We start from the raw sequence: 23,157 nt of genomic DNA on the forward strand, positions 1-23,157 counted from the left end.
CCGACAGGAAAATGGGGGAAGATAACCGTGCCGAAATGAATATGGAGTTCCAGAAAAGCGTAGCACACGCCTAATCCGCCAACAAACCGACCATGGCGATAGCGGAGTGGTTGATATTTCTCTCTTTACTATATTGTGCAAAAAACAGACAAAACCTCACCTGTTTTCCGCTATGCTCAGGGTCCGACGCGGAAGTTAGCCACCTGTCGACGACAGAGTTGCTGTGTACCCCTTCCTGCGTCGGCGCTCTTTCTGCTCAAGTGACGTAAACCGACAGAGCCCGTATTCCGATCGTGTCTGTGTCATTATCCCCTGTCTGATTGCCCTGTATCCGCATCCTGCACAGAACCGCTTTTTTGTACAAGTTAATAAAATTAAAAATACCTTTAAAATCAACAAATAAAATTAAAACGAAAAAATAAACCGTCTCGCTGTACATATCGTTATGAAAAAAGTTGTACATCCTGAGATCACCGACTATAGTTTTTGAGTGTTAACTGCTTGTTGCGCAACAAAGCGGGAACGCTAAACGGTTGCGTGGCGAGTCTGGCGGTGGTTCCTGGTTTTGCATTTCCTGTTAGTGACTTTTCGCGTACCACCGGTACGCTGCGACTTTTATGGTCAGTTTGCTTTATACGTGGGAGAGTTCGAGCTATGCATATTAAAAATACCATTCCAGCAGAGTTTGTCTTCAATTCAGCCCTGATGAAAGATATTGAAAACACGCTCATCAAGCAGCACAGCACGATCAATAATGAGCGGATGATTACGGAAATCCAGCACCGCCTGCAAACGGAAAGTAATGAAATACTTTCCGACCTCTATCTGCAGGCGTTGGATATGCTGTACAGCAAAAAACATCATCATTAAGTGATCCCACCGCGCCGACAGCAGGGACAGCCCTGCTGTGCCGGCACGCCTGGGTTTTCATCTGCTAACTGGGGCTCAAAAAATGTCACACCATAATACTTGCTATCGTTCTGAGCATTACGATCTGTGGTTTGATAATCGTTTTCTTCTCTACGGGATGTCGCTGATCCTGAATACCTTGCCGGCATCTTATTTTCGTAAAAAACATGTTTTTTTTACCAGCGACAATTATTTCGCGGTGCTTGAGCATAACTATAATCGGCGGGATACGTTATTTATTCTGTTAACTGAGGGAAACGATCTTAATTTTCTCAGTGAACTGCCTATGTTGCGCTTACCGGCAAATTCGACGCCGGAAGAATTAAAAATCTTCCTGCATCAGCCCACCCGCTATTACAAAACGCACCCGGCGCCGGGCGCCTCGGTGCAGTTTACCGAACGGGAAAAGAAAGTTATTCAGCTTATCAGCAATGGCGAAGCGGTTGCCAGCATTGGTCGTTCGCTAAATCTGCACATCAAAACCATTTATCAGATCCGGCTGAATCTGATTAAAAAGCTCGGCTGTAGCGGTAGGACCGATTTTTTTAATATCAGTCGTAGTGAAACCTTTAAATCCTGGAGTCAAATTCACCTGTAGTCAGGTGCAATAGCCCCGGCCTGTCCCCCAGACGGGGCTATTGCGTACCGTGAAAATGAATGCTGAAGCCCTGCTCCTGCCAGTGGCTGAGCAGTTCCTCCTGCAGTGGCGTGGCGGCGCGTCCGGTCCAGACAAAGATATGCTGCCCGGGGAAGAGCTCGGGCCGCGGCGACTCCAGCGGTTCAGCGAGAACGTTGACATGCCAACCGCGCTGCGAAAGACGCCATGCCTCCAGCCACAGACGAGTCCGGTCTTCATTGCTCCAGCCCACCAGCAGTGTCTCTTTACCATTTTTTTTACGCGCTTCGGCGAGAAACAGCGCCACGCAGTCAATGAGCAAGCCATCCAGCAGGCTGCTAATCACCAACGAGGTATTCTGATCAAGCTTGAGACGCTGTCGTACCGGCACTAACAGGCTATCGATGAGGGTATCAACGGGGTGTTGATGGCTCAGCGCCATTAATTTGGCGCGGATTCTGGCGGGCTGCATATAACGCAGAATGGACATCATCTCTTCCTGAAGATGCGCGGATTCGTCGCGCGCCGCCGGCAGATTATCCTCCAGCAGCGCTTTGACTTTCCCTACGGATACACCGCGCTCTATCCAGCGCTTGATCTCTTCTATGCGCAGGATATCTTCTTCATCAAACTGTCGATGCCCGCCTTCGCTGCGCTGCGGTTTCAGTAGACCGTAACGCCGCTGCCAGGCGCGCAATGTAACCGGATTGATTCCGCAACGTTCGGCGACTTCACCGATACTGTAAAACGCCATAGCAGCCTCACATCAACCTGATACTTTTTACCTAAACTAACGAATTCAGGCATCCTGTACAACTCTATTTTCTTGTACAGATAAAGATATCAGGTTGTGGCTCACAGCGCGCGGGGAAAAAGATGAAAAAATAGTAAGCTGATTTCGCGGTGGATCATTTCTTCTCCGGCCAGGCAACGGCGGGCAGGCCCCCCAGGCGGGCACCCGCGAATAAATTGCCCTGAAACTGCGAAATCCCGGCTGATTCAAGCCACATCCACTCTTCAGCACGCTCAACGCCGACGGCTGAGACCGCAATCTCCAGAGAAGTACAGCATTTGATAATCGCCTGTACAATCGACTGGCGCGGCCCGTCCTGGTGGATATTGCGGATCAGCTCATGGTCGATTTTAATTCTGTCGGGTTGGTATTGCGCCAGCAGCGACAGCCCGGCAAACCCGGCGCCGAAGTGATCGATGGCAAGATTAATCCCCGCGCCCTTCAGTTTGCGCACCGCATCGGTAAAATCGGCCATCCGCGAAATCACTTCCCGCTCAGTGAACTCGACAATAATCTGCTCCGGGATCAGGTCATTGCGACTAATTTCGTCGAGCAGGAAAGCCACCGCATTCGGCGCTTTGACCAGGGTCATCGGCAGCAAATTAATGCTTAACGCCTTATTACGTAAACCTAATTTACCCGCCAGAGACAGCGCGACGCGCTTACTGTGCAGGTCGGCGAGATAAATATCATCCCCTGCCAGCCCGGCAAAATAGGCGCCAGGAGACTGGCCGTCCGGTGTACGCAGCAGCGCTTCCCATGAGATAATTTCGCAGGCGAAAGGATCGACGATCGGCTGAAAGGCAAAAGACCAGCTTTCCGTATTATCGATAATGGGGGTGTCCGGATAAAAAGTGTCCTTATCGGGAATAAAAACCCAACTGTCCGCCGAAGGGATCTCAAAATAGTTCGCTTTTTCCGTGGATTCGACAAAAGTACGGAAAAATTGCAGCGCCCGGTCGTCATAGGTGAGCTGATATTTTGTCGTGCCCCGGTCCATCACTGTCTGTAGTACTTCCTCACGATCATGTTCCCGTAAATCAAACAGTTCCATACCGACCTTACCAAATCGACGGGACGGTGCATAATCGCAAAACAACTCCACCAGATTATAATGACGAGGATCGAGGACAATTTTTTGATAAATATCCCTTACCTTTTCTTCCGGTCCTTCAATAAGTTGAAAAAAATGCGTCCCGTTAAACAGTAATATACCGGTGACATCCGCCTGCCCATTTCTCTCGTTTGCCCTGGCAACCATGGCCTCGATCGATTTGAATGAGACATTGTCGCAAATATGGCTGCGATAAATGATGGTGGTAAGCATAGTGATTCCAGATGGGAGGGATAAGCATTCACAGTAGCAGTTATCAGGCTAATCGTCTTGCAAAACTACGTTTTATCTTAACAAAAAAGATACACTAAAAATCCACTCTTTGTGCAAGGTTTTTTTTCTTTTTTTCTTTCCTTGTACAACATGCAACGCTAACCCCTACCTTTACAAGCCAGGATCTCCGCAAACAAAAACAAATATTACATTAAAAATCATCATGATAGCAACGATCGCTGCAATATTACGCAACTTTCTATGTACAACTTATTAATTATTGTATAAGTTTATTTGCAGTTAACAGATGAATGAAATGAAAGGAGCACATATGCAGCAGAATGGTTACATTCCAGATACAGCGAACGCAATTGCCCAGTATTTCAACAAAGCATCGTTACCTTCCCAGCAGGAAACGCTGGGTCAGATCGTGATGGATATTCTCAACGAAGGGCGCCATCTCAACCGCAAGGCCCTGTGCACCAAACTGTTGAGCCGCCTTGACAGCGCCCGTGCGCCTGAGGAAGAGAGCCACTATCAAACCTTAATTGGTTTGTTGTTTGCCGGTCAGGAATAACGTCATCGATCGTCGCCTGTTGCAACCGCAGTAGCAGATGAGGGGCGATCGCTTCCATAAACCTGCTGCTGACCTGAATGCCCGTTACCAGATTCAGGAAGAGTGTGGCATGCAGAGAGACGGTTATGAATAGCAGTGATACTGAGGAAATAACCGATGAGATCATCGGCGAGGCGGTGCTCGCGCTTCTGAAAACGAATCGCCCGATTACCACCCCGACCCTGCTGGTTCGGCTTCGGTTGATGCAGGCCACAGAGTCAGATCGCCAGCGAAGGAAAATCATCGCTGCCGTTATTGAAGAAATTTGCGCGAAGCTCGCCCTCCAGCGGAAGCACGCGCCTTTGCAGGTTAAGAAAATCAATGGCCGTTGGGAAAGCAGAGGAACGCTGGCGCAGAGCAGCATGGCGCCGGAAGCTAAAAAAATCCACTGATTGTCCCAACCATGGTGAATAAAACAGAGTGAGAATGTGATGAGACAGACTATGCATCAGCAACCCGATATTTACGCAGGACTGCAGGACACCGCGCTCTCAGATTATTTCCGTACCGCCGGTGATAAACTGGTTGATGAGTCCGCCGTGATGTCGCTCGCCATCAACAGTATTCTTCAGTCCGAGGGGCACCTGAACAATAAGGCCATTATATTATGGCTGATTCAGGCGCTGGAAAGCACCGATGATGTGGTGACCGCCGACGTGATCCGTAAAACGCTGGAGATTGTCGTCGGCTACACCATGGACGATATCTAAAGCCGTCACGCTTCAGGCCCGCCAGGGCAACAGCTTCTCTACAGAGCCTGTCCGCTCTGATCAAAAAAACCTCGCTGACGCGAGGTTTTTCTTTTACCGCCTGACCCTTCAGTGGGCGTTGACCACCACCCACATCGGCCCCTGCCCAACCGCATAGCGGCCTTTCTCATGCAGCAGCCCCTGCTCACCCTCAATTTCATACACTGCGATATGGTGCGATTTCTGCCCTGCGGCAATCAGATACTTACCGCTGTGATCGAGGTTAAAGCCGCGTGGCTGAGTTTCCGTCGGCTGATAGCCTTCCACTGCCAGCACGCTGCCATCTTCCGAGACGCTGAACACCGTAATGATGCTGGCGGTACGATCGCAGGCGTACAGATGACGACCGTCAGGGGTGATGTGAATATCCGCCGCCCAGCGCACGCCGGTGAAATCAGGCGGCATCATATCCAGGGTTTGTACACATTCGATGTTGCCATTCGGGTCTTTCAGCTCCCAGACGTCAACGGAGCTGTTGAGTTCATTGACGCAATAACCATACTGCTGGTTCGGATGGAACACCATGTGGCGCGGACCGGCGCCCTCGACGGTGGTCACTTCCGCCGGTTCCTGAGCGGAGAGGAAACCATCCTCGCTGAGGGTAAACAGGCAGATGCGATCCTGCTTCAGCGCCGGCACCCACAGGGTGCGGTTGTCCGGGGAGATATTGGCCGAGTGACACCCTTCCAGGCCTTCCACCACGGTGACGGTTTCGCCCGGCAGGCCGTCCTGCAGCGGCGTCACGCTGACGCAACCCTGATTGTAGGAGGCGCTGAAGACAAAGCGGCCATGATGATCGGTAGAAATGTGGGTCGGGCTGCCCGGCAGCGCCGCTTCCCCCGCAAAGGTCAACGCTCCGTTATCCGGCGTGATGCGATACGCTAACACGCGAAACTCCGGACGAACGCCAACGTACAGATACTCCTTATTGGGACTGACCACCATCGGCTGTACCTGCCCCGGGGCATCAACCACCTGCACCAGCGTCAGTTTGCCGTCCGCTTCAAGACTCCAGACGTGGATTTGTTGGCTTTCCGGGCTGGCGGTATAAACGGTTTGTTTCATGACTACTCCTTCCCTCACTGCACGTGGAATTTTCATTTTCAGGATAACAGCACCCTGAAAATTATAAGACATCCGCCCATGATACTCGCAAAGTCCGCTGAATTTCCGACGGACGGCGGCACAAAGGGCATACAGGTATTCACGGCAGATGTGGAAAAATTGGTCCTGACGCCACGGCGGTGTACCATCATGGCCAGGTCACTTTTCAACATCAACCGGAAATAACACATGACAACACGCGTGATTGCCCTGGATTTAGACGGCACCCTGCTCACCAGCAAAAAAACCATCCTGCCCGCTTCGCTGGAGGCACTGGCCCGCGCCAGAGAGGCGGGCTACCAGGTTATCGTCGTTACCGGACGTCATCACGTCGCTATCCATCCTTTTTATCAGGCACTGGCTCTCGATACACCTGCAATTTGTTGTAATGGCACTTATTTGTATGATTATCACGCAAAAGAGGTTTTGGCAGCCGACCCTATGCCGGTAGCGCAAGCGGTAAGCCTGACGGCCATGCTCGCCGAACAGCAGATCCATGGCCTGGCGTATGTGGATGATGCGATGCTTTATGAACAGCCCACCGGGCATGTGATCCGCACCCGCAACTGGGCGCAGGCGCTGCCGGAGGATCAGCGCCCGGTCTTCCGCCAGGTCGACTCGCTGGCGCAGGCGGTCCGCGAGGTCAACGCGGTATGGAAATTCGCCCTCACCGATGAAGACATTCCCCGTCTGCAGCGCTTTGCCCGCGAGGTCGGCGAGACGCTGGGCCTGGAGTGCGAATGGTCGTGGCACGATCAGGTGGATATCGCGCGCGCCGGCAACAGCAAAGGCAAACGCCTGGCGCAATGGGTGGCCAGCCAGGGGCTGTCGATGCAGGATGTGGTGGCCTTCGGCGATAACTACAACGATCTTAGCATGCTGGAAGCGGCGGGCACTGGGGTGGCGATGGGCAATGCGGTGGACGAGGTGAAAGCTCGCGCCAGGGTGGTCATCGGCGACAATGAGTCCACCAGCATCGCCGAGTTTATCTACCGCCAGCTGCTGTAATCAGGCGGCGATCGACACGCTTTTGATCTGAGCAAACACCTGCTGACCTGGCGCTATCGCCAGGTCGTCCCGCGCCCATGGGCTAATCCTGGCCCATAGCAGACGGCCACTCACTCTGAGCTGCACTTCAATCTGTCCGTTGACCTCCAGACACTGAGCCACCTCGGCGCGCAAGATATTGCGGATGCTGGTCCCGGACGGCTGGGCCAGTGTCAGCGAAACGTCCGACGCCTGAATGCGGATCCGTGCGGTGTCGCCTGCGGGACGTTCGAGCCGGTTGACCCACAGCAGCTGGTCACCCAGCGTCAGAGCCGTCATCGCGTACTGCGGATGCTGCGCGGCGACGGTGGCGCTGAGGATCGTACTCTGCTGTTCCGCCGGCAGCCAGGGGTGCATCACGCTGCTGCTCCAGACCTCCTCCAGCGGACCAAAAGCCTTCACCTTACCGGCCTCCAGCACCAGCACGCGATCGGCCAGATGCTGGATCTCATCCAGCGAGTGGCTGACGTAGAGCATCGGAATATGGATCTCCTGCGCCAGCCGCTGCAGGTAGGGCAACAGTTCGCGTTTGCGCGGAATATCCAGCGAGGCCAGCGGCTCATCCAGCAGCAGTAGCTCCGGTGCGGTCAGCAGGGCGCGGCCGATGGCCACTCGCTGCTTTTCGCCGCCGGATAACCGGCCCGGCAGGCGATCCAGCAAGGGCGCGATCCCCAGCAATTCCACCAGCTTATCGAACTGGCTGACCATGGATTTCGCCATCCCGTAGCGCAGATTACCGCGCACTTTATAGTGGGGAAACAGGCGCGCGTCCTGAAACACATAGCCGATACGGCGCTGCTCCGGCGCCAGACAGATACGCTGGGCGGTGTCGTTCAGCACCCGGCCGTTGAGCACGATGCGCCCCGTCTGCGGCCGGGTCAGGCCGCTAATGGCGTTAATCAACGAGGTTTTGCCAGCGCCGGAGACGCCAAAGATGGCGGTGATCCCGCTGGCGGGCAGGGTTTCACGGATCTGCAGGCAGTGACTGCCGAGGATCTGGGTAAAGTCCAGCTCCAGCATCATTATCCTCCCATGCGCTGGCGGCTCACGCGGGCCAGCCATTCCGAAATCAGCAGCGAAACCAGCGCCAGTCCGATGGCGATGAGGCAGAGGCGAGCCGCCGCCCCCTCCCCGCCCGGGGTCTGGATCAAGGTGTACATCGCCGAAGGCAGGGTGCGCGTTTCGCCGGGAATATTGGAGACGAACGTGATGGTCGCGCCAAACTCCCCTAACGAGCGGGCGAAGGCCAGCACTGTGCCGACAATAATCCCCGGCAGAGTCAGCGGTAGCGTAATAGTCATAAACACTCGCCAGCGGCTGGCCCCGAGGGTTCTCGCCGCTTGCTCCAGTTTGACATCCACCCCTTCCAGCGCCAGGCGAATGGCGCGCACCATCAGCGGGAAAGACATCACCGCCGCCGCCAGCACCGCCCCGCGCCAACTGAAGGCAAAGCTGATGCCGAACCAGTCATACAGCCAACTGCCAATAAACCCGCGCCGCCCCATGGCCACCAGCAGCAGATACCCCACCACCACCGGCGGCAGCACCAGCGGTAAATGGAGAATACTGTCGAGCAGCGCCTTGCCGGGAAAGGTGCGCCGAACCAGCAGCCAGGAAAAAAAGATGCCAAAAGGCAAGCTCAAGGCCACCGCCAGGGAGGAGACTTTCAGGCTCAGCAGCACCGCCTGCCATTCGGGTTCGCTCAGAAACATCAGCGGGTGGTAAATCCGTAACGTTTAAAAATCGCGGACGCTTCCGGCCCTTTCAGGTAGTCATAGAAAGCGCTCACGGCCGCATTGCGATGACCATCGACAATCGCCAGCGGGTACTCGACTTTCTGATGCGAGGCCTCCGGGAAGGTGCCGACCACTTTAACCCCTTTGCTGGCCACGGCATCAGAGCCATAGACAATCCCCAGCGGCGCTTCGTTGCGCTCCACCAGGGCCAGCGCGCCGCGCACGTCTTCCGCCGGGGCAAGTTTCGGCGACAAGGTCTCCCAGGCGCCGAGTTTCTGCAGCGCCTCTTTAGCGTAGATGCCTGCCGGAACGTGCTGCGGATCGCCCACCGCCAGACGGCCTCCTTTCAGCAGGCTGGTCCAGTCGGTTTTCTCATCAATGGTAATCGCCCCCTGCGCGCTGGCTTTCGGCGCGACCACCACCAGGCTGTTGCCAAGCAGGGTGGCACGGGTTGCCGGGTCGATGGCCTTTTTGTCTGCGGCGTAATCCATCCATTTCTGATCGGCGGAGATAAACAGATCGGCTGGTGCGCCCGCTTCAATTTGCCGCGCCAGCGTCGACGACGAGGCAAACGACGACACGACATCGACGTTTTTCTCTTTCTTATACGCCTGGGCAATATCCTGCATCGCGTTGGTTAACGATGCGGCGGCGAAAACGGTCACTTTCCCCTCTGCCGCCTGCGCCTGACCCGCGACGCACAGCGTGAGTGATACCCCGATAACCCCGCGTAACCAAGAACCTGCCATCTGAATCTCCTGTCAATGCGTTATGTATTCGACAATATAACGATATGCAGAGCATTTTTATAGTGACACAGGACAATAAAACGAAGGGAAATGATACAGGAGGGAAATAGCACAGCGCCCGGTTAAACCGGGCGCCGGGAAATCAATGATTTTGCTGGCTGCGATCTTTGTGGCCTACGCCGGAGAAGAGGTTGAACACTTCGCCAAGACCGTAAATCAGTCCCAGGATGACCGCCATCACCACCGGTACCATGATGACCGCAAAAACCAGACTTTTCAAAAGCTCTAACATGGTTCACTCCAGATAGTATGATTTGCTGATTGTAACGGTTTCAGCCGAAAAAACACGCCCCATTTGTGCGGTGGGTAATGACAAAACCGCGCACAGAGGTTTTGCAAGCGGGTGACTATCGGTCACAATACCCTTTTTTGTCAGGAAACGATTATGCAGGCCGAAATTCTTCTTACCCTTAAGCTACAGCAGCGCCTGTTTGCCGATCCCCGGCGGATCGCCCTGCTCAAACAAATTGACCAGACCGGTTCGATAAGCCAGGGGGCCAAGCACGCGGGTATCAGCTACAAAAGCGCGTGGGATGCCATCAACGAGATGAACCAGCTCAGCGAACAACCGCTGGTGGATCGCGCCACCGGCGGTAAAGGCGGCGGCGGCGCAGTGCTGACCCGCTATGGGCAGCGGCTGATCCAACTGTACGATCTGCTGGCGCAGATCCAGCAGAAAGCGTTTGATGTGCTCAGCGATGACGATGCCCTGCCGCTGGACAGCCTGCTGGCGGCCATCTCACGCTTTTCCCTGCAGACCAGCGCCCGCAACCAGTGGTTCGGCACCATTACCGGCCGCGATCGCCAGCAGGTGCAGCAGCACGTCGAGGTACTGCTGGCCGACGGGCAGACGCGCCTGACCGTCGCCATCACCGCACAAAGCGCTGAGAAACTGGGGCTCGATGAGGGCCAGGAGGTGCTGGTCCTGCTGAAGGCGCCCTGGGTCGGCATCACCCTCGACCCCGCCGTGGCCCGCCAGGCCGATAACCAGTTGTCGGGTCGTATCAGCCATATCGAATGCGGGTCCGGGCAGTGCGAAGTACTGATGACGCTGGCCGACGGTCAGACCCTGTGCGCCACTCTGCCACAGGCGCAGACGTCTGGCCTGGCGGAAGGGACGGAGGCGATCGCTTACTTCAATGCCGATCGCATCATTCTCGCGACGTTATGCTGACCCCATTGACATTACGCGCCCGAAGTCGTATCCCTGATGCACATCGCTGCAAAAAATGGGATACATCATGTCATCATTGCAAATTTCGCAAGGCACGTTTCGCCTGAGCGATACAAAAACCTTAAAAATAGACCAGCTGAACCTGAGAGCGGGTCAAAGCTGGGCGTTTGTCGGTAGCAACGGCAGCGGCAAATCCGCCCTCGCGCGGGCTCTGGCTGGCGACCTGACCCTGCTCAGCGGCCAGCACGAAAGCCACTTCTCCCGCGTAACCCGCCTCTCCTTCGAGCAGTTGCAGAAGCTGGTCAGCGACGAGTGGCAGCGCAATAACACCGACCTGCTCAGCCCCGGCGAAGAAGACACCGGCCGCACCACCGCAGAGATTATCCAGGATGAGGTAAAAGATCCTGCCCGCTGCGCGCGCCTGGCCGAACAGTTTGGCATCAGCGCCCTGCTGGACCGCCGGTTTAAGTACCTGTCGACCGGGGAAACGCGTAAGACCCTGCTGTGTCAGGCCCTGATGACCGATCCGCAACTGCTGATCCTCGACGAACCTTTCGACGGCCTCGACGTCAACTCCCGCCAGCAGCTGGCTGCCCTGCTGGCCGACCTGCACCGCGCCGGCATCACCCTGGTGCTGGTCCTCAACCGCTTCGATGAGATCCCGGAGTTTGTACAATTCGCCGGCGTGCTGGCTGACTGCACCCTCAGCGAGACCGGCGAGAAGTCTTCCCTGCTGCAGCAGGCGCTGGTCGCCCAGCTGGCGCACAGTGAAAAACTGGACGGCATCACCCTGCCGGAGCCGGATGTTCCACCAGCCCGTCATGCGCTGGCAGACTCGGCGCCGCGTATCGTGCTCAATGACGGTGTGGTCTCCTACAACGATCGCCCGGTCATCAATCACCTCTCATGGACCGTGAACCCGGGTGAACACTGGCAGATCGTCGGCCCCAACGGCGCCGGTAAATCCACGCTGCTGAGCCTTATCACCGGCGATCATCCGCAGGGTTACAGCAACGATCTGACGCTCTTTGGCCGCCGTCGCGGCAGCGGTGAGACCATCTGGGATATTAAAAAGCATATCGGCTACGTCAGCAGCAGCCTGCATCTGGACTACCGGGTCAGCACCAACGTCCGCAACGTCATCCTGTCGGGCTATTTTGACTCTATCGGCATTTATCAGGCGGTCTCGGACAAGCAGCACAAGCTGGTGCAACAGTGGCTGGATATTCTCGGCATTGATAAACGCACCGCCGACGCGCCGTTTCATAGCCTGTCGTGGGGCCAGCAGCGGCTGGCGCTTATCGTTCGCGCGCTGGTGAAGCATCCGACCCTGCTGATCCTCGATGAACCGCTGCAGGGGCTGGATCCCCTCAATCGCCAGCTGGTGCGTCGCTTTGTCGACGTGTTGATTGGCGAAGGGGCCACACAGCTGCTGTTTGTCTCGCACCATGCGGAAGATGCCCCGGACTGTATTACCCATCGCCTGGCGTTCGTTCCCAGTGGAGACGGTTACACTTATCAGCTCGGTCCTGTGGCCTGATGCCCCCTGCCGGGGGTCGAAAGATCCCTGGTATTTTTCAGAAAAATAGCGGAAAAACCACCTAACCATCTGTATTAAAGATAAAAAATTTTAATTTATGTCGTTTCACCATCAAGTGTAAACGATTCCACTAACTTGCCCTGTGTCACACTTTTCACTTCTTTGATATGCTATCTTCCTCATACACGATAAGCCGAATGGAGCGAATCATGAAAGTTCTGGTTACAGGTGGTAGCGGTTACATTGGAAGTCATACCTGCGTTCAACTGCTGCAGCAGGGACATGAGGTGGTGATCCTCGACAATCTCTGCAACAGCAAGCGCAGCGTACTGCCGGTGATTGAGCGTCTCGGCGGCAAAGAAGCCACCTTTATTGAAGGCGATATTCGTAACGAAGCGCTGATGACGGAGATCCTCCACGATCACGCCATTGAGGCGGTGATCCACTTCGCCGGGCTGAAAGCCGTCGGGGAGTCCGTCGCCAAGCCGCTGGAATATTACGACAATAACGTCACCGGCACACTGAAATTAGTTTCTGCCATGCGCGCCGCGGGCGTGAAGAACTTCATCTTTAGCTCCTCAGCTACCGTCTACGGCGACCAGCCGAAAATCCCATATGTCGAAAGCTTCCCGACCGGCACCCCGCAGAGCCCGTACGGCAAAAGCAAGCTGATGGTGGAGCAGATCCTGACTGACCTGCAAAAAGCCCAGCCAGAGTGGAGCATTGCCCTGCTGCGTTACTTCAACCCGGTTGGCGCCCATCCGTCGGGCGACATGGGGGAAGACCCGCAGGGGATCCCTAACAACCTGATGCCGTACATTGCCCAGGTCGCCGTTGGCCGTCGCGACTCGCTAGCCGTCTTTGGTAACGACTACCCGACTGAAGATGGCACCGGCGTACGCGATTATATCCACGTGATGGACCTCGCCGATGGCCACGTCGCGGCCATGGAAAAACTGGCTGACAAAGCCGGGGTCCATATCTACAACCTTGGCGCCGGCGTCGGCAGCAGCGTGCTCGACGTGGTCAATGCTTTCAGCAAGGCCTGCGGCAAACCGATTAACTACCATTTCGCGCCGCGCCGCGATGGCGACCTCCCGGCCTACTGGGCGGATGCTGCCAAGGCCGACCGCGAGCTGAACTGGCGCGTGACGCGCAACCTGGACGAAATGGCGCAGGACACCTGGCACTGGCAGTCCCGTCATCCGCAGGGTTATCCAGACTAAGGAACCTTCATGAGCGTATTTAACCCCGTTGACCATCCACATCGTCGTTATAACCCGTTAACCGGGCAGTGGATTCTGGTTTCTCCGCATCGCGCCAAGCGCCCCTGGCAGGGGGCGCAGGAAACGCCGGCAAAACAGACCTTGCCAGCCCACGATCCGGACTGTTTCCTGTGCCCAGGTAATACCCGGGTCACCGGCGACACCAACCCGAATTACACCGGTACCTACGTGTTTACCAACGACTTTGCGGCCCTGATGACCGACACTCCGGACGCACCGGAGAGTGACGATCCGCTGATGCGCTGTCAGAGCGCGCGCGGCACCAGTCGGGTGATCTGCTTCTCGCCAGACCACAGCAAAACGCTGCCGGAACTGAGCCCTGAAGCGCTGGAAGGCGTGGTTAAAGCGTGGCAGGAACAGACCGCGGACCTCGGGAAACGCTACCCGTGGGTCCAGGTTTTTGAAAACAAAGGGGCAGCGATGGGCTGCTCCAACCCTCACCCGCATGGTCAGGTGTGGGCCAATAGCTTCCTGCCTAATGAAGCGGAACGGGAAGACCGTCTGCAGAAAGAGTATTACGCCGGAGAAGGTCAGCCGATGCTGCTGGACTATGTTCAGCGCGAACTGGCCGACGGCAGCCGCACGGTGGTGGACACCGAGCACTGGCTGGCGGTCGTGCCCTACTGGGCCGCCTGGCCATTCGAAACGCTGCTGTTGCCGAAAGCGCACGTGCAGCGTATTACCGATCTCACCGACGCCCAGCGCAGCGATCTGGCGCTGGCGTTGAAAAAGCTGACCAGCCGTTACGACAACCTGTTCCAGTGCTCATTCCCCTACTCCATGGGCTGGCACGGCGCGCCGTTTAACGACGAAGACCATCACCACTGGCAGCTTCATGCCCACTTTTATCCGCCGCTGCTGCGCTCCGCGACGGTCCGCAAGTTTATGGTTGGCTATGAAATGCTGGCCGAAACCCAGCGCGATCTGACCGCCGAGCAAGCTGCCGAACGACTGCGCGCCGTCAGCGACGTCCATTTTCGTGAATCCGGAGTGTAATGATGAGTCTGAAAGAGAAAACCCAAACCCTGTTTGCTGACGCCTTCGGTTATCCGGCCAGCCATGTCATTCAGGCGCCAGGCCGCGTCAACCTGATCGGCGAGCATACCGATTACAACGACGGTTTTGTGCTGCCCTGCGCCATCGACTACCAGACGGTGATCAGCTGCGCGCCGCGCGACGATCGTACGGTGCGGGTGATTGCCGCCGATTACGACAATCAGACCGATGAGTTCTCTCTCGACGCGCCGATTATCAGCCACGACACCCAGCAGTGGTCGAACTATGTCCGCGGCGTGGTAAAGCATCTGCAGCAGCGGAACAGCCACTTTGGCGGCGCGGATCTGGTGATCAGCGGCAATGTACCGCAGGGCGCGGGATTAAGTTCCTCAGCCTCGCTGGAAGTCGCCGTCGGGACCGTTTTCCAGCAGCTGTATCATCTGCCGCTGGATGGCGCGCAAATTGCGCTGAACGGCCAGGAGGCGGAAAACCAGTTCGTCGGCTGCAACTGCGGCATCATGGATCAGCTGATTTCGGCGCTGGGTAAAAAAGACCACGCGCTGCTGATCGACTGCCGTTCGCTGGGCACCAAAGCCGTCTCGATGCCGAAAGGCGTGGCGGTGGTGATCATCAACAGCAACTTTAAGCGCACCCTCGTCGGCAGCGAGTACAACACCCGTCGTGAACAGTGCGAAACCGGCGCGCGCTTCTTCCAGCAGCCCGCCCTGCGCGATGTTACCCTCGAGCAATTTAACGCCGTCGCCCATGAGCTGGATCCGGTCGTCGCGAAGCGCGTACGCCATGTGCTGACGGAGAATGCCCGCACCGTGGAAGCCGCCAGCGCCCTCGAAAAAGGCGACCTGAAGCGGATGGGTGAGCTGATGGCCGAATCCCATGCCTCGATGCGCGATGATTTCGAGATCACCGTCCCGCAGATCGACACTCTGGTGGAGATCGTTAAGGCCACGATCGGTGATAAAGGCGGCGTACGCATGACCGGCGGCGGCTTTGGCGGCTGCGTGGTAGCGCTGGTCCCGGAAGATCTGGTCGATACCGTTCAGCAGGCCGTTGCTAAAACGTATGAAGCGAAAACCGGTATTAAAGAGACATTCTATGTCTGCAAACCGTCACAGGGGGCAGGCCAATGGTAACGCAAACCACCGCGCTGGCGCCGGACGGCCAGCCCTGGCAGCAGGTGACCCTGCGCAATAAGGCGGGGATGACCGTTACCGTGGCGGATTGGGGCGCGACGCTGCTCAGCGCCGAGGTGCCGCTGGTTGATGGCAGCCTGCGTCATCCGCTGCTGGGCTGTACGAAGCTGGAGGACTATGCCCGCCAGGCCGCGTTTCTTGGCGCCTCGGTAGGCCGCTACGCCAACCGTATCGGCAATAGCCGCTTCCCGCTTGACGGCCAGCTCGTCAACGTCACGCCGTCAAACGACGCGGGCCATCAGCTCCACGGCGGCCCGGAAGGGTTTGATAAGCGCCGCTGGCGCATTGTCCGCGCCGACGAGCAGGAAGTGCTGTTCGCTCTGACCTCGCCCGATGGCGATCAAGGCTTCCCCGGCACTCTGCAGGCCACCGCGCACTATCGTCTGACCGACGATAACCGCATCGCGATTACCTATCGCGCCACCGTGGACCAACCCTGCCCGGTGAACATGACCAATCACGTCTATTTCAACCTCGACGGTGACCAGGGCGACGTGCGCCAGCACCAGTTGCAGATCCTCGCCCAGAGGTATCTGCCGGTGGAAAGCGACGGTATCCCGGGTGGTGAACTCAAAGATGTTGCTAACACCAGCTTTGATTTCCGCCAGCCGAAAACCATCGCCGCCGACTTCCTCGCCGACGCCGATCAGCAAAAGGTGAAGGGATACGATCATGCCTTCCTGCTGGATGCCAAAGGCGACGCCAGCCAGCCTGCGGCGCAGGTCTGGTCGCAGGACGGCAAGCTGCAGATGACGGTCTATACCTCCGCTCCGGCGCTGCAGTTTTACTCCGGCAACTATCTCGGCGGCACCCCGTCGCAGACGACGGAGCCCTACGCCGACTGGCAGGGGCTGGCGCTGGAGAGCGAATTCCTGCCGGATTCGCCGAATCATCCGGAATGGCCGCAGCCGGACTGTGTGTTACGTCCGGGCCAGGAGTACGTCAGCCTGACGGAATATCAGTTTATCGCCTGTTAATCGCCAGCGCCCTCCGCCGGGGGCGCTGTTTTTCGTCCCCGCCCTCCTCTCTGTCGCCTCTTTTTTCAGCAACCTGCTCTATTTTCCGTCACCAAAGGACAAAAAAATAACCTGTGTTTTACAAGCACCTTACACTGAGCCACTATTTTCGCTATGGTTAGGGATAAGCATTGCCGTGAGCCAAATCACGGCAATATAATGAGAATAGTTATCAATCAATAACACATACACCAACATATTCAGCGCACCGTTCGCGGCGCGAGGGATGGCGTGTAGAGAGGAGTAAGAGAATGGCTGTAACTAAGCTGGTACTGGTTCGTCATGGCGAAAGCCAGTGGAACAACGAAAACCGCTTCACCGGTTGGTACGACGTTGATCTTTCCGAGAAAGGCGTTAGCGAAGCGAAAGCGGCAGGTAAACTGCTGAAGGCTGAAGGCTTCAGCTTTGATTTTGCTTATACCTCCGTGCTGAAACGTGCCATCCACACCCTGTGGAACGTGCTGGACGAACTGGATCAGGCCTGGCTGCCGGTTGAGAAATCCTGGAAGCTGAACGAGCGTCATTACGGCGCGCTGCAGGGCCTGAACAAAGCGGAAACCGCTGAGAAATACGGTGACGAGCAGGTTAAACAGTGGCGTCGCGGCTTCGCTGTCACTCCGCCGGAGCTGACCAAAGACGACGAGCGCTACCCGGGCCACGATCCGCGCTATGCAAAACTGACCGACGCCGAACTGCCGACCACTGAAAGCCTGGCGCTGACCATCGACCGCGTCGTGCCTTACTGGAACGAAACCATTCTGCCGCGCCTGAAAAGCGGTGAGCGCGTGATCATCGCCGCTCACGGTAACTCCCTGCGCGCGCTGGTGAAATACCTCGACAACATGGGCGAAGACGAGATCCTCGAACTGAACATCCCGACCGGCGTACCGCTGGTGTATGAGTTCGATGAAAACTTCAAGCCGATCAAACATTACTATCTGGGCAATGCGGAAGAGATCGCGGCGAAAGCGGCTGCCGTCGCCAACCAGGGTAAAGCGAAGTAATTCCTCCCGGTAAAAACAAAAAAGCGTGGAAATCTCCACGCTTTTTTTATTGCCTGCGCCAGCGCAGATTCGCTTAGCCGCGGCGGGTTTTCACCGCTTCCGCCAGCTGACGCAGGATCGTTTCGGTATCCTCCCAGCCGATGCAGGCGTCGGTGACGCTCTTGCCGTAGGTCAGCGGTTCACCGCTCTCGAGGCTCTGGTTGCCTTCCACCAGATGGCTTTCAATCATCACGCCCATGATCGCCCGCTCACCGCCGGCAATCTGCTGGCATACGTCGGCGCCCACTTCCATCTGCTTCTTGAACTGCTTGCTGGAGTTGGCATGGCTGAAGTCGATCATCACCTGAGCCGGCAGGCCCGCTTTCGCCAGGCCGATCTTCACGTCCGCCACGTGCTTCGCGCTGTAGTTCGGCTCTTTGCCGCCGCGCAGAATAATATGGCAGTCGCCGTTACCGCTGGTATTAACGATAGCGGAGTGGCCCCACTTAGTGACCGACAGGAAACAGTGCGGTGCGCCAGCGGCGTTAATCGCGTCGATAGCCACCTTGATGGTGCCATCGGTACCATTCTTAAAGCCCACCGGGCAGGAGAGTCCGGAGGCGAGCTCACGGTGAACCTGGGATTCGGTGGTACGCGCCCCAATGGCGCCCCAGCTCATCAGATCGGCGACATACTGCGGGGTGATCATATCGAGGAATTCCCCCGCCGCCGGCAGGCCGCTGTCGTTAATGTCCAGCAGCAGTTTGCGCGCGATGCGCAACCCGTCGTTGATGCGGAAGCTGTTATCCATATGGGGATCGTTGATAAGCCCTTTCCAGCCGACGGTGGTGCGCGGTTTTTCAAAATAGACCCGCATGACGATCTCGAGCTCGCCCTTCAATGCCTCGCGCAGGGGCAGCAGACGGGAAGCGTACTCTTTCGCCGCTGCCGGATCGTGAATCGAACAGGGCCCAATCACTACCAGCAGACGATCATCGTCGCCCTTGAGGATCTGATGGATCGCTTTGCGAGCATGCGCAACGGTATTTGCAGCATTTTCGGTAGCAGGGAATTTTTCCAGGAGCGCAACGGGAGGTAATAATTCGTTGATCTCTTTAATGCGTAAATCGTCGTTCTGATAATTCATCTTCTTTCCAGCGTTGCCATACTTATTCAATGAAATGCAATCCCTCCAATCTATCTCTTCGCCGAAAAAGTGTAAACGTGATTTTACAGTAGTGATGGAATAATCCTGGAAATAGGCAAAAATACGCCATAAAGTAGCGAAACCAGGCTCATGCACTACAATAATTAACTGTTAAAGCTAATTAAGTCTTACGTTTCAGGATTATATAGTGACACTGCGATCGTCTGCGGAGTCTTTAACCATAGCGAGTCAGATCCCTGGCACACTCACCGCGGGAAGCGCATTTCCCCTTCCCGGTTTAACAGGAGTATCCGATGAATATGAAAAAACTGACGACCCTTTTACTCACCGCCACCTTAGGTCTTGCCAGCGGCGCGGCCCTGGCGGCAGACACCGGCGCCCAGTCCAATAATGGCCAGGCCAACTCTTCCGCGGATGCCGGTCAGGTGGCGCCGGATGCCCGTGAGAACGTGGCGCCAAACAATGTGGACAATAACCAGATTAATTCTGGCTCTGGCGGCACCATGCTCCATCCTGATGGCTCGACGATGAGCCAGGACAATATGTCGAGCGATGAAGTGCATAAAAACTCGATGTGTAAAGACGGCCGCTGTCCGGACACCGGTAAGAAACTGGACAATGGCGGCAGCATGAACCACGACAACAGCAAAACCGACGGTACCACCCAGTAAGTAATACGCTGGGAACAAACGAAGAAAAGGCGAGCCAGGCTCGCCTTTTCTTCGTTTGTTATCGCTCTCTGTTTATGATGTCATAGCGTAATAATGATAACTATCAAGGGACGACACGATGGCCCACCCGCATTCGCACTCCCCTGCCCAGGCTCCGGACAGCGGTAACGCTCGCCGGCTGCGATGGGCGTTTATCGTCACCGCCGGTTTTATGTTGGTTGAAGCCGTCGGCGGCGCAATCTCCGGCTCACTGGCCCTGCTGGCAGATGCCGGCCATATGCTCACCGATTCCGCCGCCCTGCTGTTTGCGCTGCTGGCGGTTCGCTTCGCCAGTCGCCCACCGAATACCCGCCATACCTTTGGCTGGTTGCGTTTGACCACCCTCGCGGCGTTTCTCAATGCCATTGCCCTGGTGGTGATTACCATTTTGATTGTCTGGGAGGCCATTCAGCGCTTCCAGCATCCGCAGCCGGTGGCCGGCGTGACGATGATGGTGATTGCGGTCGCCGGCCTGCTGGCCAACGTGCTGGCCTTCTGGATCCTGCATCGGGGGAGTGAAGAGCAGAATCTCAACGTGCGCGCTGCGGCGCTACACGTGCTGGGCGACCTGCTGGGCTCGGTCGGCGCGATCGTGGCGGCCGTGGTGATCCTCACCACCGGCTGGACGCCTGTCGATCCGATCCTTTCCGTACTGGTTTCCTGCCTGGTATTACGTAGCGCCTGGCGATTACTGAAGGAGAGTCTGAATGAACTGCTGGAAGGCGCGCCGCGTTCGCTGGATGTGGCGGCCCTGCAGCGGGATATCCGTCGCTCTATCCCGGAGGTACGCGATGTTCACCACGTCCACGTCTGGCTGGTGGGGGAAAAACCGGTGATGACGCTCCATGTTCAGGTGGTCCCGCCGCACGATCATGATGCGTTACTCAACCGCATCCTGCATTTCCTGGAACATAAATATGAAATTGAGCATGCCACGGTGCAGATGGAGTACCAGCCCTGCAGCGGCCCGGAGTGCCATCTCAACACGATGCACGCCGGGCACGATCATCACCACCACCATTAGCCAGAAAACGCGTGAGAACCTCGCTCACGCGCGCTGTTTATCCACATCCGGCTGCCGTTCAGCGCAATGAACGTCAGCAAGAGGTATTCCAGCGACATGGCATAGACGCCCTGGCGGGCAAAAATCACCACGCTTATCACGTTGACAATCACCCACAGCAGCCAGTTCTCGACATACTTGCGGGTCATTAAGATCATCGCCACCACCGACAGCACCGTCATGCAGGAGTCCCAGAACGGGAAGGCATCCGGCTGCAGCACCGGCATGGAGACCTGCAGACCCAGCGCTTGCATCAGGCTGACCGCGATCCGCGTCAGGAAAGCAAAGAACGGGTTGATAAACAGGGTCAGCAAGCCGATCGCCACCACGCAGGCCGCCAGCCAGCCCAGCGCTTTGCTGCGCGGCAACCAGCGGATCTGCAGCTCAGCCTCATGGTTGCTGCTTTGTCGCGACCAGGCATACCAGCCGTAAACGTTAGCGGCAAAGAAGAACAGCTGCAGCAGCAGGCTGGCATACAGCTGGATCTGAAAGAAGATGATGGCGAACAGCGTGACGTTGACCAGCCCGAAAGCATAGTTACTGATCTTCTCCAGGCTCGCCAGCCAGATGCACAGCAGCCCGGCGATGGTCCCCACGGCCTCTATCCAGGAGAGATCGTACCCCCCGGCGCCGATGGGTATATGTACTAAGATATTCTGCGTGCTAAAAAAATCCATTTCATCCCCTCAGCGTCTTGCGACGCGACAATACGTTATCCCCGTAGTGTAGCCGCAAAATCCAGCATCCGGTTAAGCGGAATCAATGCCCCGGTGCGCAGCGCTTCGTCGACGTGGATTTCGTGTTCAGCGCCGCCCTGTTCGAGTCCCTCGGCAATGGCTTTCAGGCCGTTCATCGCCATCCACGGGCAGTGCGCGCAGCTGCGGCAGGTCGCCCCTTCGCCGGCAGTGGGCGCTTCCAGCAGCGTTTTCTCCGGTACCGCCTGCTGCATTTTATAGAAGATACCGCGATCGGTGGCCACGATCAGCTGGCGCTGGGGCAAGCTTTTCGCCGCCGCAATCAGCTGGCTGGTGGATCCCACGGCATCCGCCATCTCGACGATCGCCTGCGGCGATTCAGGATGGACCAGTACAGCAGCTTCAGGATAGAGGGCCTTCATACGCGTCAGTGCCTGGGTTTTAAACTCATCGTGCACGATGCACGCCCCCTGCCAGCACAGCACGTCTGCGCCGGTCTGAAGCTGGACATAGCGGCCAAGGTGGCGGTCCGGCGCCCAGAGGATCTTTTGACCCAGGCTGTCCAGATGATCAATGAGTTCCACGGCGATACTGGAGGTAACCACCCAGTCAGCGCGGGCCTTCACCGCGGCGGACGTATTGGCATAAACCACCACGGTGCGATCGGGATGGGCATCGCAGAAGGCGTTGAATTCCTCAATCGGACAGCCCAGATCCAGCGAACACTCCGCGTTCAGGGTCGGCATCAGAATGGTCTTTTCCGGGCTGAGGATTTTGGCGGTTTCCCCCATAAAACGCACCCCGGCGACCAGCAGCGTGGAGGCCGAATGACGGGCGCCAAAACGCGCCATCTCCAGCGAGTCGGCGATACAGCCGCCGGTTTCTTCCGCCAGTTGTTGAATTTCAGGATCGGTGTAGTAATGCGCCACCATCACGGCGTCGCGCTCGCGCAACAGGCGCTTGATTTTTTCGCGATAAAACTGCTTTTCGTCGACGGTCAGCGGTTGTGGTTTCGCTGGAAAAGGATAAATCGCCGTTTCAGGATCAAACATTACGCTCATCATGCAATCTCGTTTTACTGGCTTAACTCTAAGACCGTCACTATGGCCTGTCTGCGCCTTAACACGGTCATGGTGTTTTATATGCTAAACAAGATAGCGGATTACGAGCAAAAAGTCGTGATGAATTTTGTACATCAGCCCGTATGCCGCGGACGATGCTACACATCTGCCCAAACGACCGGTTCGTACCCTGTGTAGCCACGGTAAGCGCAGCGTGACCGTGGAGTCATGCTGAAGTCGAATTTTGGAGTATGGCGGATAGCAAAAAGGCGCCTTTAGGGCGCCTTTTTACATTGGTGGGTCGTGCAGGATTCGAACCTGCGACCAATTGATTAAAAGTCAACTGCTCTACCAACTGAGCTAACGACCCACTCTGGTACTACCTGAATAATTTCACTCGACACCAATATTGAAATTGGTGGGTCGTGCAGGATGACTCGGCTTCGCCTCGCCCTTCGGGCCGTTGCTGACGCAACGTTATCCTTCACGTTCAACATTTGAGTTAAATGCTGAAATTGGTGGGTCGTGCAGGATTCGAACCTGCGACC

At 56.6% G+C, this 23,157-nt stretch carries 25 protein-coding genes, 1 tRNA gene, 1 other RNA gene and 1 pseudogene; 16 read left to right on the forward strand and 12 right to left on the reverse strand.

The features are described 5' to 3' along the window. The first annotated feature begins 654 nt into the window (after nt 1-654). Together HMPREF3142_RS20975 and HMPREF3142_RS20980 are read left to right on the forward strand one after the other, a co-directional pair. Nucleotides 655-870 (forward strand): biofilm development regulator YmgB/AriR family protein, encoded by a 216-nt coding sequence (locus HMPREF3142_RS20975; protein WP_016160517.1) that lies wholly within the window; start codon nt 655-657, stop codon nt 868-870. A gap of 82 nt (nt 871-952) precedes the next feature. Next, complete coding sequence (locus HMPREF3142_RS20980) at nt 953-1,507, forward strand: helix-turn-helix transcriptional regulator (RefSeq protein WP_008805716.1); 555 nt, start codon at nt 953-955, stop codon at nt 1,505-1,507. Between the two features lie 37 nt (nt 1,508-1,544). On the opposite strand, the gene HMPREF3142_RS20985 is transcribed toward HMPREF3142_RS20980, so the two are convergent. Together HMPREF3142_RS20985 and HMPREF3142_RS20990 are read right to left on the reverse strand one after the other, a co-directional pair. Then, a complete protein-coding gene (locus tag HMPREF3142_RS20985; RefSeq protein ID WP_008805715.1) occupies nt 1,545-2,279 on the reverse strand; it encodes a MerR family transcriptional regulator in 735 nt (244 codons plus the stop codon). Nucleotides 2,280-2,433: 154 nt separating this feature from the next. After that, nucleotides 2,434-3,645, reverse strand: coding sequence for a diguanylate phosphodiesterase (locus HMPREF3142_RS20990; protein ID WP_012968675.1), 1,212 nt, complete (start codon nt 3,643-3,645; stop codon nt 2,434-2,436). Between the two features lie 331 nt (nt 3,646-3,976). On the opposite strand from HMPREF3142_RS20990, the gene ycgZ reads away from it, so the two are divergent. From ycgZ to HMPREF3142_RS21005, 3 genes are all read left to right on the forward strand, one after another. Next, entirely contained in the window at nt 3,977-4,222 is a 246-nt protein-coding gene (gene ycgZ / locus HMPREF3142_RS20995; protein ID WP_012542413.1) for a regulatory protein YcgZ, read from the forward strand. A 125-nt stretch (nt 4,223-4,347) separates the two neighbouring features. Then, nucleotides 4,348-4,653 carry a hypothetical protein gene (locus HMPREF3142_RS21000; RefSeq protein ID WP_008805712.1) on the forward strand — a complete coding sequence of 102 codons (306 nt, stop codon included), beginning with the start codon at nt 4,348-4,350 and terminating at the stop codon, nt 4,651-4,653. A 51-nt stretch (nt 4,654-4,704) separates the two neighbouring features. Next, a complete protein-coding gene (locus tag HMPREF3142_RS21005) occupies nt 4,705-4,971 on the forward strand; it encodes a biofilm development regulator YmgB/AriR family protein (RefSeq protein ID WP_012542414.1) in 267 nt (88 codons plus the stop codon). Nucleotides 4,972-5,079: 108 nt separating this feature from the next. Here the strand turns inward: HMPREF3142_RS21005 and pgl are convergent, their stop codons facing one another. Next, nucleotides 5,080-6,075: a 6-phosphogluconolactonase gene (gene pgl / locus HMPREF3142_RS21010; protein ID WP_012968676.1), complete on the reverse strand. Its 996-nt coding sequence runs from the start codon at nt 6,073-6,075 to the stop codon at nt 5,080-5,082. A 228-nt stretch (nt 6,076-6,303) separates the two neighbouring features. Between pgl and HMPREF3142_RS21015 the strand changes: the two genes are divergently transcribed. Beyond that, nucleotides 6,304-7,122, forward strand: a complete 819-nt coding sequence (locus HMPREF3142_RS21015; protein ID WP_008805709.1) for a pyridoxal phosphatase — start codon at nt 6,304-6,306, stop codon at nt 7,120-7,122. Here the strand turns inward: HMPREF3142_RS21015 and modC are convergent, their stop codons facing one another. The 4 genes from modC to HMPREF3142_RS21035 all read right to left on the reverse strand — a co-directional run bounded on the left by modC (nt 7,123) and on the right by HMPREF3142_RS21035 (nt 9,938). After that, complete coding sequence (modC, locus tag HMPREF3142_RS21020) at nt 7,123-8,181, reverse strand: molybdenum ABC transporter ATP-binding protein ModC (RefSeq protein WP_016160515.1); 1,059 nt, start codon at nt 8,179-8,181, stop codon at nt 7,123-7,125. Nucleotides 8,182-8,183: 2 nt separating this feature from the next. Next, nucleotides 8,184-8,873 (reverse strand): molybdate ABC transporter permease subunit, encoded by a 690-nt coding sequence (gene modB / locus HMPREF3142_RS21025; RefSeq protein ID WP_008805707.1) that lies wholly within the window; start codon nt 8,871-8,873, stop codon nt 8,184-8,186. Next, the gene (gene modA, locus HMPREF3142_RS21030; RefSeq protein ID WP_016160514.1) at nt 8,873-9,646 is read right to left on the reverse strand and encodes a molybdate ABC transporter substrate-binding protein; all 774 of its coding nucleotides are present in this window, start codon (nt 9,644-9,646) and stop codon (nt 8,873-8,875) included. Before modA ends, modB begins: the two co-directional genes overlap by 1 nt. A gap of 142 nt (nt 9,647-9,788) precedes the next feature. After that, nucleotides 9,789-9,938, reverse strand: coding sequence for an AcrZ family multidrug efflux pump-associated protein (locus tag HMPREF3142_RS21035; RefSeq protein WP_002895156.1), 150 nt, complete (start codon nt 9,936-9,938; stop codon nt 9,789-9,791). Between the two features lie 153 nt (nt 9,939-10,091). Here HMPREF3142_RS21035 and modE point away from each other — a divergent pair, with 153 nt between their 5' ends. From modE to gpmA, 7 genes are all read left to right on the forward strand, one after another. Next, nucleotides 10,092-10,880 (forward strand): molybdenum-dependent transcriptional regulator, encoded by a 789-nt coding sequence (gene modE, locus HMPREF3142_RS21040; RefSeq protein ID WP_008805705.1) that lies wholly within the window; start codon nt 10,092-10,094, stop codon nt 10,878-10,880. 67 nt (nt 10,881-10,947) lie between these two features. Continuing rightward, on the forward strand, nt 10,948-12,420 hold the full coding sequence (gene modF, locus HMPREF3142_RS21045) for a molybdate ABC transporter ATP-binding protein ModF (RefSeq protein WP_012542418.1): 1,473 nt from the start codon (nt 10,948-10,950) through the stop codon (nt 12,418-12,420). A gap of 209 nt (nt 12,421-12,629) precedes the next feature. After that, nucleotides 12,630-13,646, forward strand: coding sequence for a UDP-glucose 4-epimerase GalE (galE, locus tag HMPREF3142_RS21050; protein ID WP_012542419.1), 1,017 nt, complete (start codon nt 12,630-12,632; stop codon nt 13,644-13,646). A gap of 9 nt (nt 13,647-13,655) precedes the next feature. Further along, nucleotides 13,656-14,702 (forward strand): galactose-1-phosphate uridylyltransferase, encoded by a 1,047-nt coding sequence (gene galT, locus HMPREF3142_RS21055; protein WP_070612528.1) that lies wholly within the window; start codon nt 13,656-13,658, stop codon nt 14,700-14,702. Nucleotides 14,703-14,704: 2 nt separating this feature from the next. Then, entirely contained in the window at nt 14,705-15,853 is a 1,149-nt protein-coding gene (galK, locus tag HMPREF3142_RS21060; protein ID WP_016160513.1) for a galactokinase, read from the forward strand. Then, nucleotides 15,847-16,890, forward strand: coding sequence for a galactose-1-epimerase (gene galM / locus HMPREF3142_RS21065; RefSeq protein ID WP_070612530.1), 1,044 nt, complete (start codon nt 15,847-15,849; stop codon nt 16,888-16,890). Before galK ends, galM begins: the two co-directional genes overlap by 7 nt. Before the next feature lie 290 nt (nt 16,891-17,180). After that, the gene (gene gpmA, locus HMPREF3142_RS21070) at nt 17,181-17,933 is read left to right on the forward strand and encodes a 2,3-diphosphoglycerate-dependent phosphoglycerate mutase (RefSeq protein ID WP_002895089.1); all 753 of its coding nucleotides are present in this window, start codon (nt 17,181-17,183) and stop codon (nt 17,931-17,933) included. Between the two features lie 73 nt (nt 17,934-18,006). Here the strand turns inward: gpmA and aroG are convergent, their stop codons facing one another. Continuing rightward, on the reverse strand, nt 18,007-19,059 hold the full coding sequence (gene aroG / locus HMPREF3142_RS21075; RefSeq protein WP_012542422.1) for a 3-deoxy-7-phosphoheptulonate synthase AroG: 1,053 nt from the start codon (nt 19,057-19,059) through the stop codon (nt 18,007-18,009). A 314-nt stretch (nt 19,060-19,373) separates the two neighbouring features. On the opposite strand from aroG, the gene HMPREF3142_RS21080 reads away from it, so the two are divergent. Further along, entirely contained in the window at nt 19,374-19,751 is a 378-nt protein-coding gene (locus tag HMPREF3142_RS21080) for a YbgS-like family protein (protein WP_012542423.1), read from the forward strand. 118 nt (nt 19,752-19,869) lie between these two features. Then, nucleotides 19,870-20,814 (forward strand): CDF family zinc transporter ZitB, encoded by a 945-nt coding sequence (gene zitB, locus HMPREF3142_RS21085; RefSeq protein WP_016160511.1) that lies wholly within the window; start codon nt 19,870-19,872, stop codon nt 20,812-20,814. On the opposite strand, the gene pnuC is transcribed toward zitB, so the two are convergent. Continuing rightward, the gene (pnuC, locus tag HMPREF3142_RS21090) at nt 20,811-21,530 is read right to left on the reverse strand and encodes a nicotinamide riboside transporter PnuC (RefSeq protein ID WP_008805696.1); all 720 of its coding nucleotides are present in this window, start codon (nt 21,528-21,530) and stop codon (nt 20,811-20,813) included. The two genes, zitB and pnuC, sit on opposite strands and share 4 nt — an antisense overlap. Nucleotides 21,531-21,565: 35 nt before the next feature. Next, entirely contained in the window at nt 21,566-22,609 is a 1,044-nt protein-coding gene (gene nadA, locus HMPREF3142_RS21095; protein ID WP_064170883.1) for a quinolinate synthase NadA, read from the reverse strand. Nucleotides 22,610-22,678: 69 nt separating this feature from the next. Between nadA and HMPREF3142_RS29575 the strand changes: the two are divergent. After that, a pseudogene (locus HMPREF3142_RS29575) lies at nt 22,679-22,827 on the forward strand (hypothetical protein). A 76-nt stretch (nt 22,828-22,903) separates the two neighbouring features. Here the strand turns inward: HMPREF3142_RS29575 and HMPREF3142_RS21100 are convergent. Both HMPREF3142_RS21100 and HMPREF3142_RS21105 read right to left on the reverse strand, forming a co-directional pair. Beyond that, a tRNA-Lys gene (locus HMPREF3142_RS21100) sits at nt 22,904-22,979 on the reverse strand. 46 nt (nt 22,980-23,025) lie between these two features. Then, a non-coding RNA gene (locus HMPREF3142_RS21105) (RtT sRNA) lies at nt 23,026-23,157 on the reverse strand.

The organism is Klebsiella sp. HMSC16C06, from assembly GCF_001808325.1.
Lineage (GTDB): Bacteria > Pseudomonadota > Gammaproteobacteria > Enterobacterales > Enterobacteriaceae > Klebsiella > Klebsiella variicola.

What these genes read in the sequence shown, in the direction of transcription:
- nadA (WP_064170883.1), bottom strand. Translation starts at nt 22,609, where the DNA reads ATGAGCGTAATGTTTGATCCTGAAACGGCGATTTATCCTTTTCCAGCG.
- HMPREF3142_RS21000 (WP_008805712.1), top strand. Translation starts at nt 4,348, where the DNA reads ATGAATAGCAGTGATACTGAGGAAATAACCGATGAGATCATCGGCGAG.
- modE (WP_008805705.1), top strand. Translation starts at nt 10,092, where the DNA reads ATGCAGGCCGAAATTCTTCTTACCCTTAAGCTACAGCAGCGCCTGTTT.
- HMPREF3142_RS21015 (WP_008805709.1), top strand. Translation starts at nt 6,304, where the DNA reads ATGACAACACGCGTGATTGCCCTGGATTTAGACGGCACCCTGCTCACC.
- galM (WP_070612530.1), top strand. Translation starts at nt 15,847, where the DNA reads ATGGTAACGCAAACCACCGCGCTGGCGCCGGACGGCCAGCCCTGGCAG.
- ycgZ (WP_012542413.1), top strand. Translation starts at nt 3,977, where the DNA reads ATGCAGCAGAATGGTTACATTCCAGATACAGCGAACGCAATTGCCCAG.
- gpmA (WP_002895089.1), top strand. Translation starts at nt 17,181, where the DNA reads ATGGCTGTAACTAAGCTGGTACTGGTTCGTCATGGCGAAAGCCAGTGG.
- modF (WP_012542418.1), top strand. Translation starts at nt 10,948, where the DNA reads ATGTCATCATTGCAAATTTCGCAAGGCACGTTTCGCCTGAGCGATACA.
- modA (WP_016160514.1), bottom strand. Translation starts at nt 9,646, where the DNA reads ATGGCAGGTTCTTGGTTACGCGGGGTTATCGGGGTATCACTCACGCTG.
- modB (WP_008805707.1), bottom strand. Translation starts at nt 8,873, where the DNA reads ATGTTTCTGAGCGAACCCGAATGGCAGGCGGTGCTGCTGAGCCTGAAA.
- pgl (WP_012968676.1), bottom strand. Translation starts at nt 6,075, where the DNA reads ATGAAACAAACCGTTTATACCGCCAGCCCGGAAAGCCAACAAATCCAC.
- HMPREF3142_RS20985 (WP_008805715.1), bottom strand. Translation starts at nt 2,279, where the DNA reads ATGGCGTTTTACAGTATCGGTGAAGTCGCCGAACGTTGCGGAATCAAT.
- HMPREF3142_RS20975 (WP_016160517.1), top strand. Translation starts at nt 655, where the DNA reads ATGCATATTAAAAATACCATTCCAGCAGAGTTTGTCTTCAATTCAGCC.
- pnuC (WP_008805696.1), bottom strand. Translation starts at nt 21,530, where the DNA reads ATGGATTTTTTTAGCACGCAGAATATCTTAGTACATATACCCATCGGC.
- galE (WP_012542419.1), top strand. Translation starts at nt 12,630, where the DNA reads ATGAAAGTTCTGGTTACAGGTGGTAGCGGTTACATTGGAAGTCATACC.
- galT (WP_070612528.1), top strand. Translation starts at nt 13,656, where the DNA reads ATGAGCGTATTTAACCCCGTTGACCATCCACATCGTCGTTATAACCCG.
- HMPREF3142_RS21005 (WP_012542414.1), top strand. Translation starts at nt 4,705, where the DNA reads ATGCATCAGCAACCCGATATTTACGCAGGACTGCAGGACACCGCGCTC.
- galK (WP_016160513.1), top strand. Translation starts at nt 14,705, where the DNA reads ATGAGTCTGAAAGAGAAAACCCAAACCCTGTTTGCTGACGCCTTCGGT.
- HMPREF3142_RS20980 (WP_008805716.1), top strand. Translation starts at nt 953, where the DNA reads ATGTCACACCATAATACTTGCTATCGTTCTGAGCATTACGATCTGTGG.
- HMPREF3142_RS21035 (WP_002895156.1), bottom strand. Translation starts at nt 9,938, where the DNA reads ATGTTAGAGCTTTTGAAAAGTCTGGTTTTTGCGGTCATCATGGTACCG.
- aroG (WP_012542422.1), bottom strand. Translation starts at nt 19,059, where the DNA reads ATGAATTATCAGAACGACGATTTACGCATTAAAGAGATCAACGAATTA.
- HMPREF3142_RS21080 (WP_012542423.1), top strand. Translation starts at nt 19,374, where the DNA reads ATGAATATGAAAAAACTGACGACCCTTTTACTCACCGCCACCTTAGGT.
- zitB (WP_016160511.1), top strand. Translation starts at nt 19,870, where the DNA reads ATGGCCCACCCGCATTCGCACTCCCCTGCCCAGGCTCCGGACAGCGGT.
- HMPREF3142_RS20990 (WP_012968675.1), bottom strand. Translation starts at nt 3,645, where the DNA reads ATGCTTACCACCATCATTTATCGCAGCCATATTTGCGACAATGTCTCA.
- modC (WP_016160515.1), bottom strand. Translation starts at nt 8,181, where the DNA reads ATGCTGGAGCTGGACTTTACCCAGATCCTCGGCAGTCACTGCCTGCAG.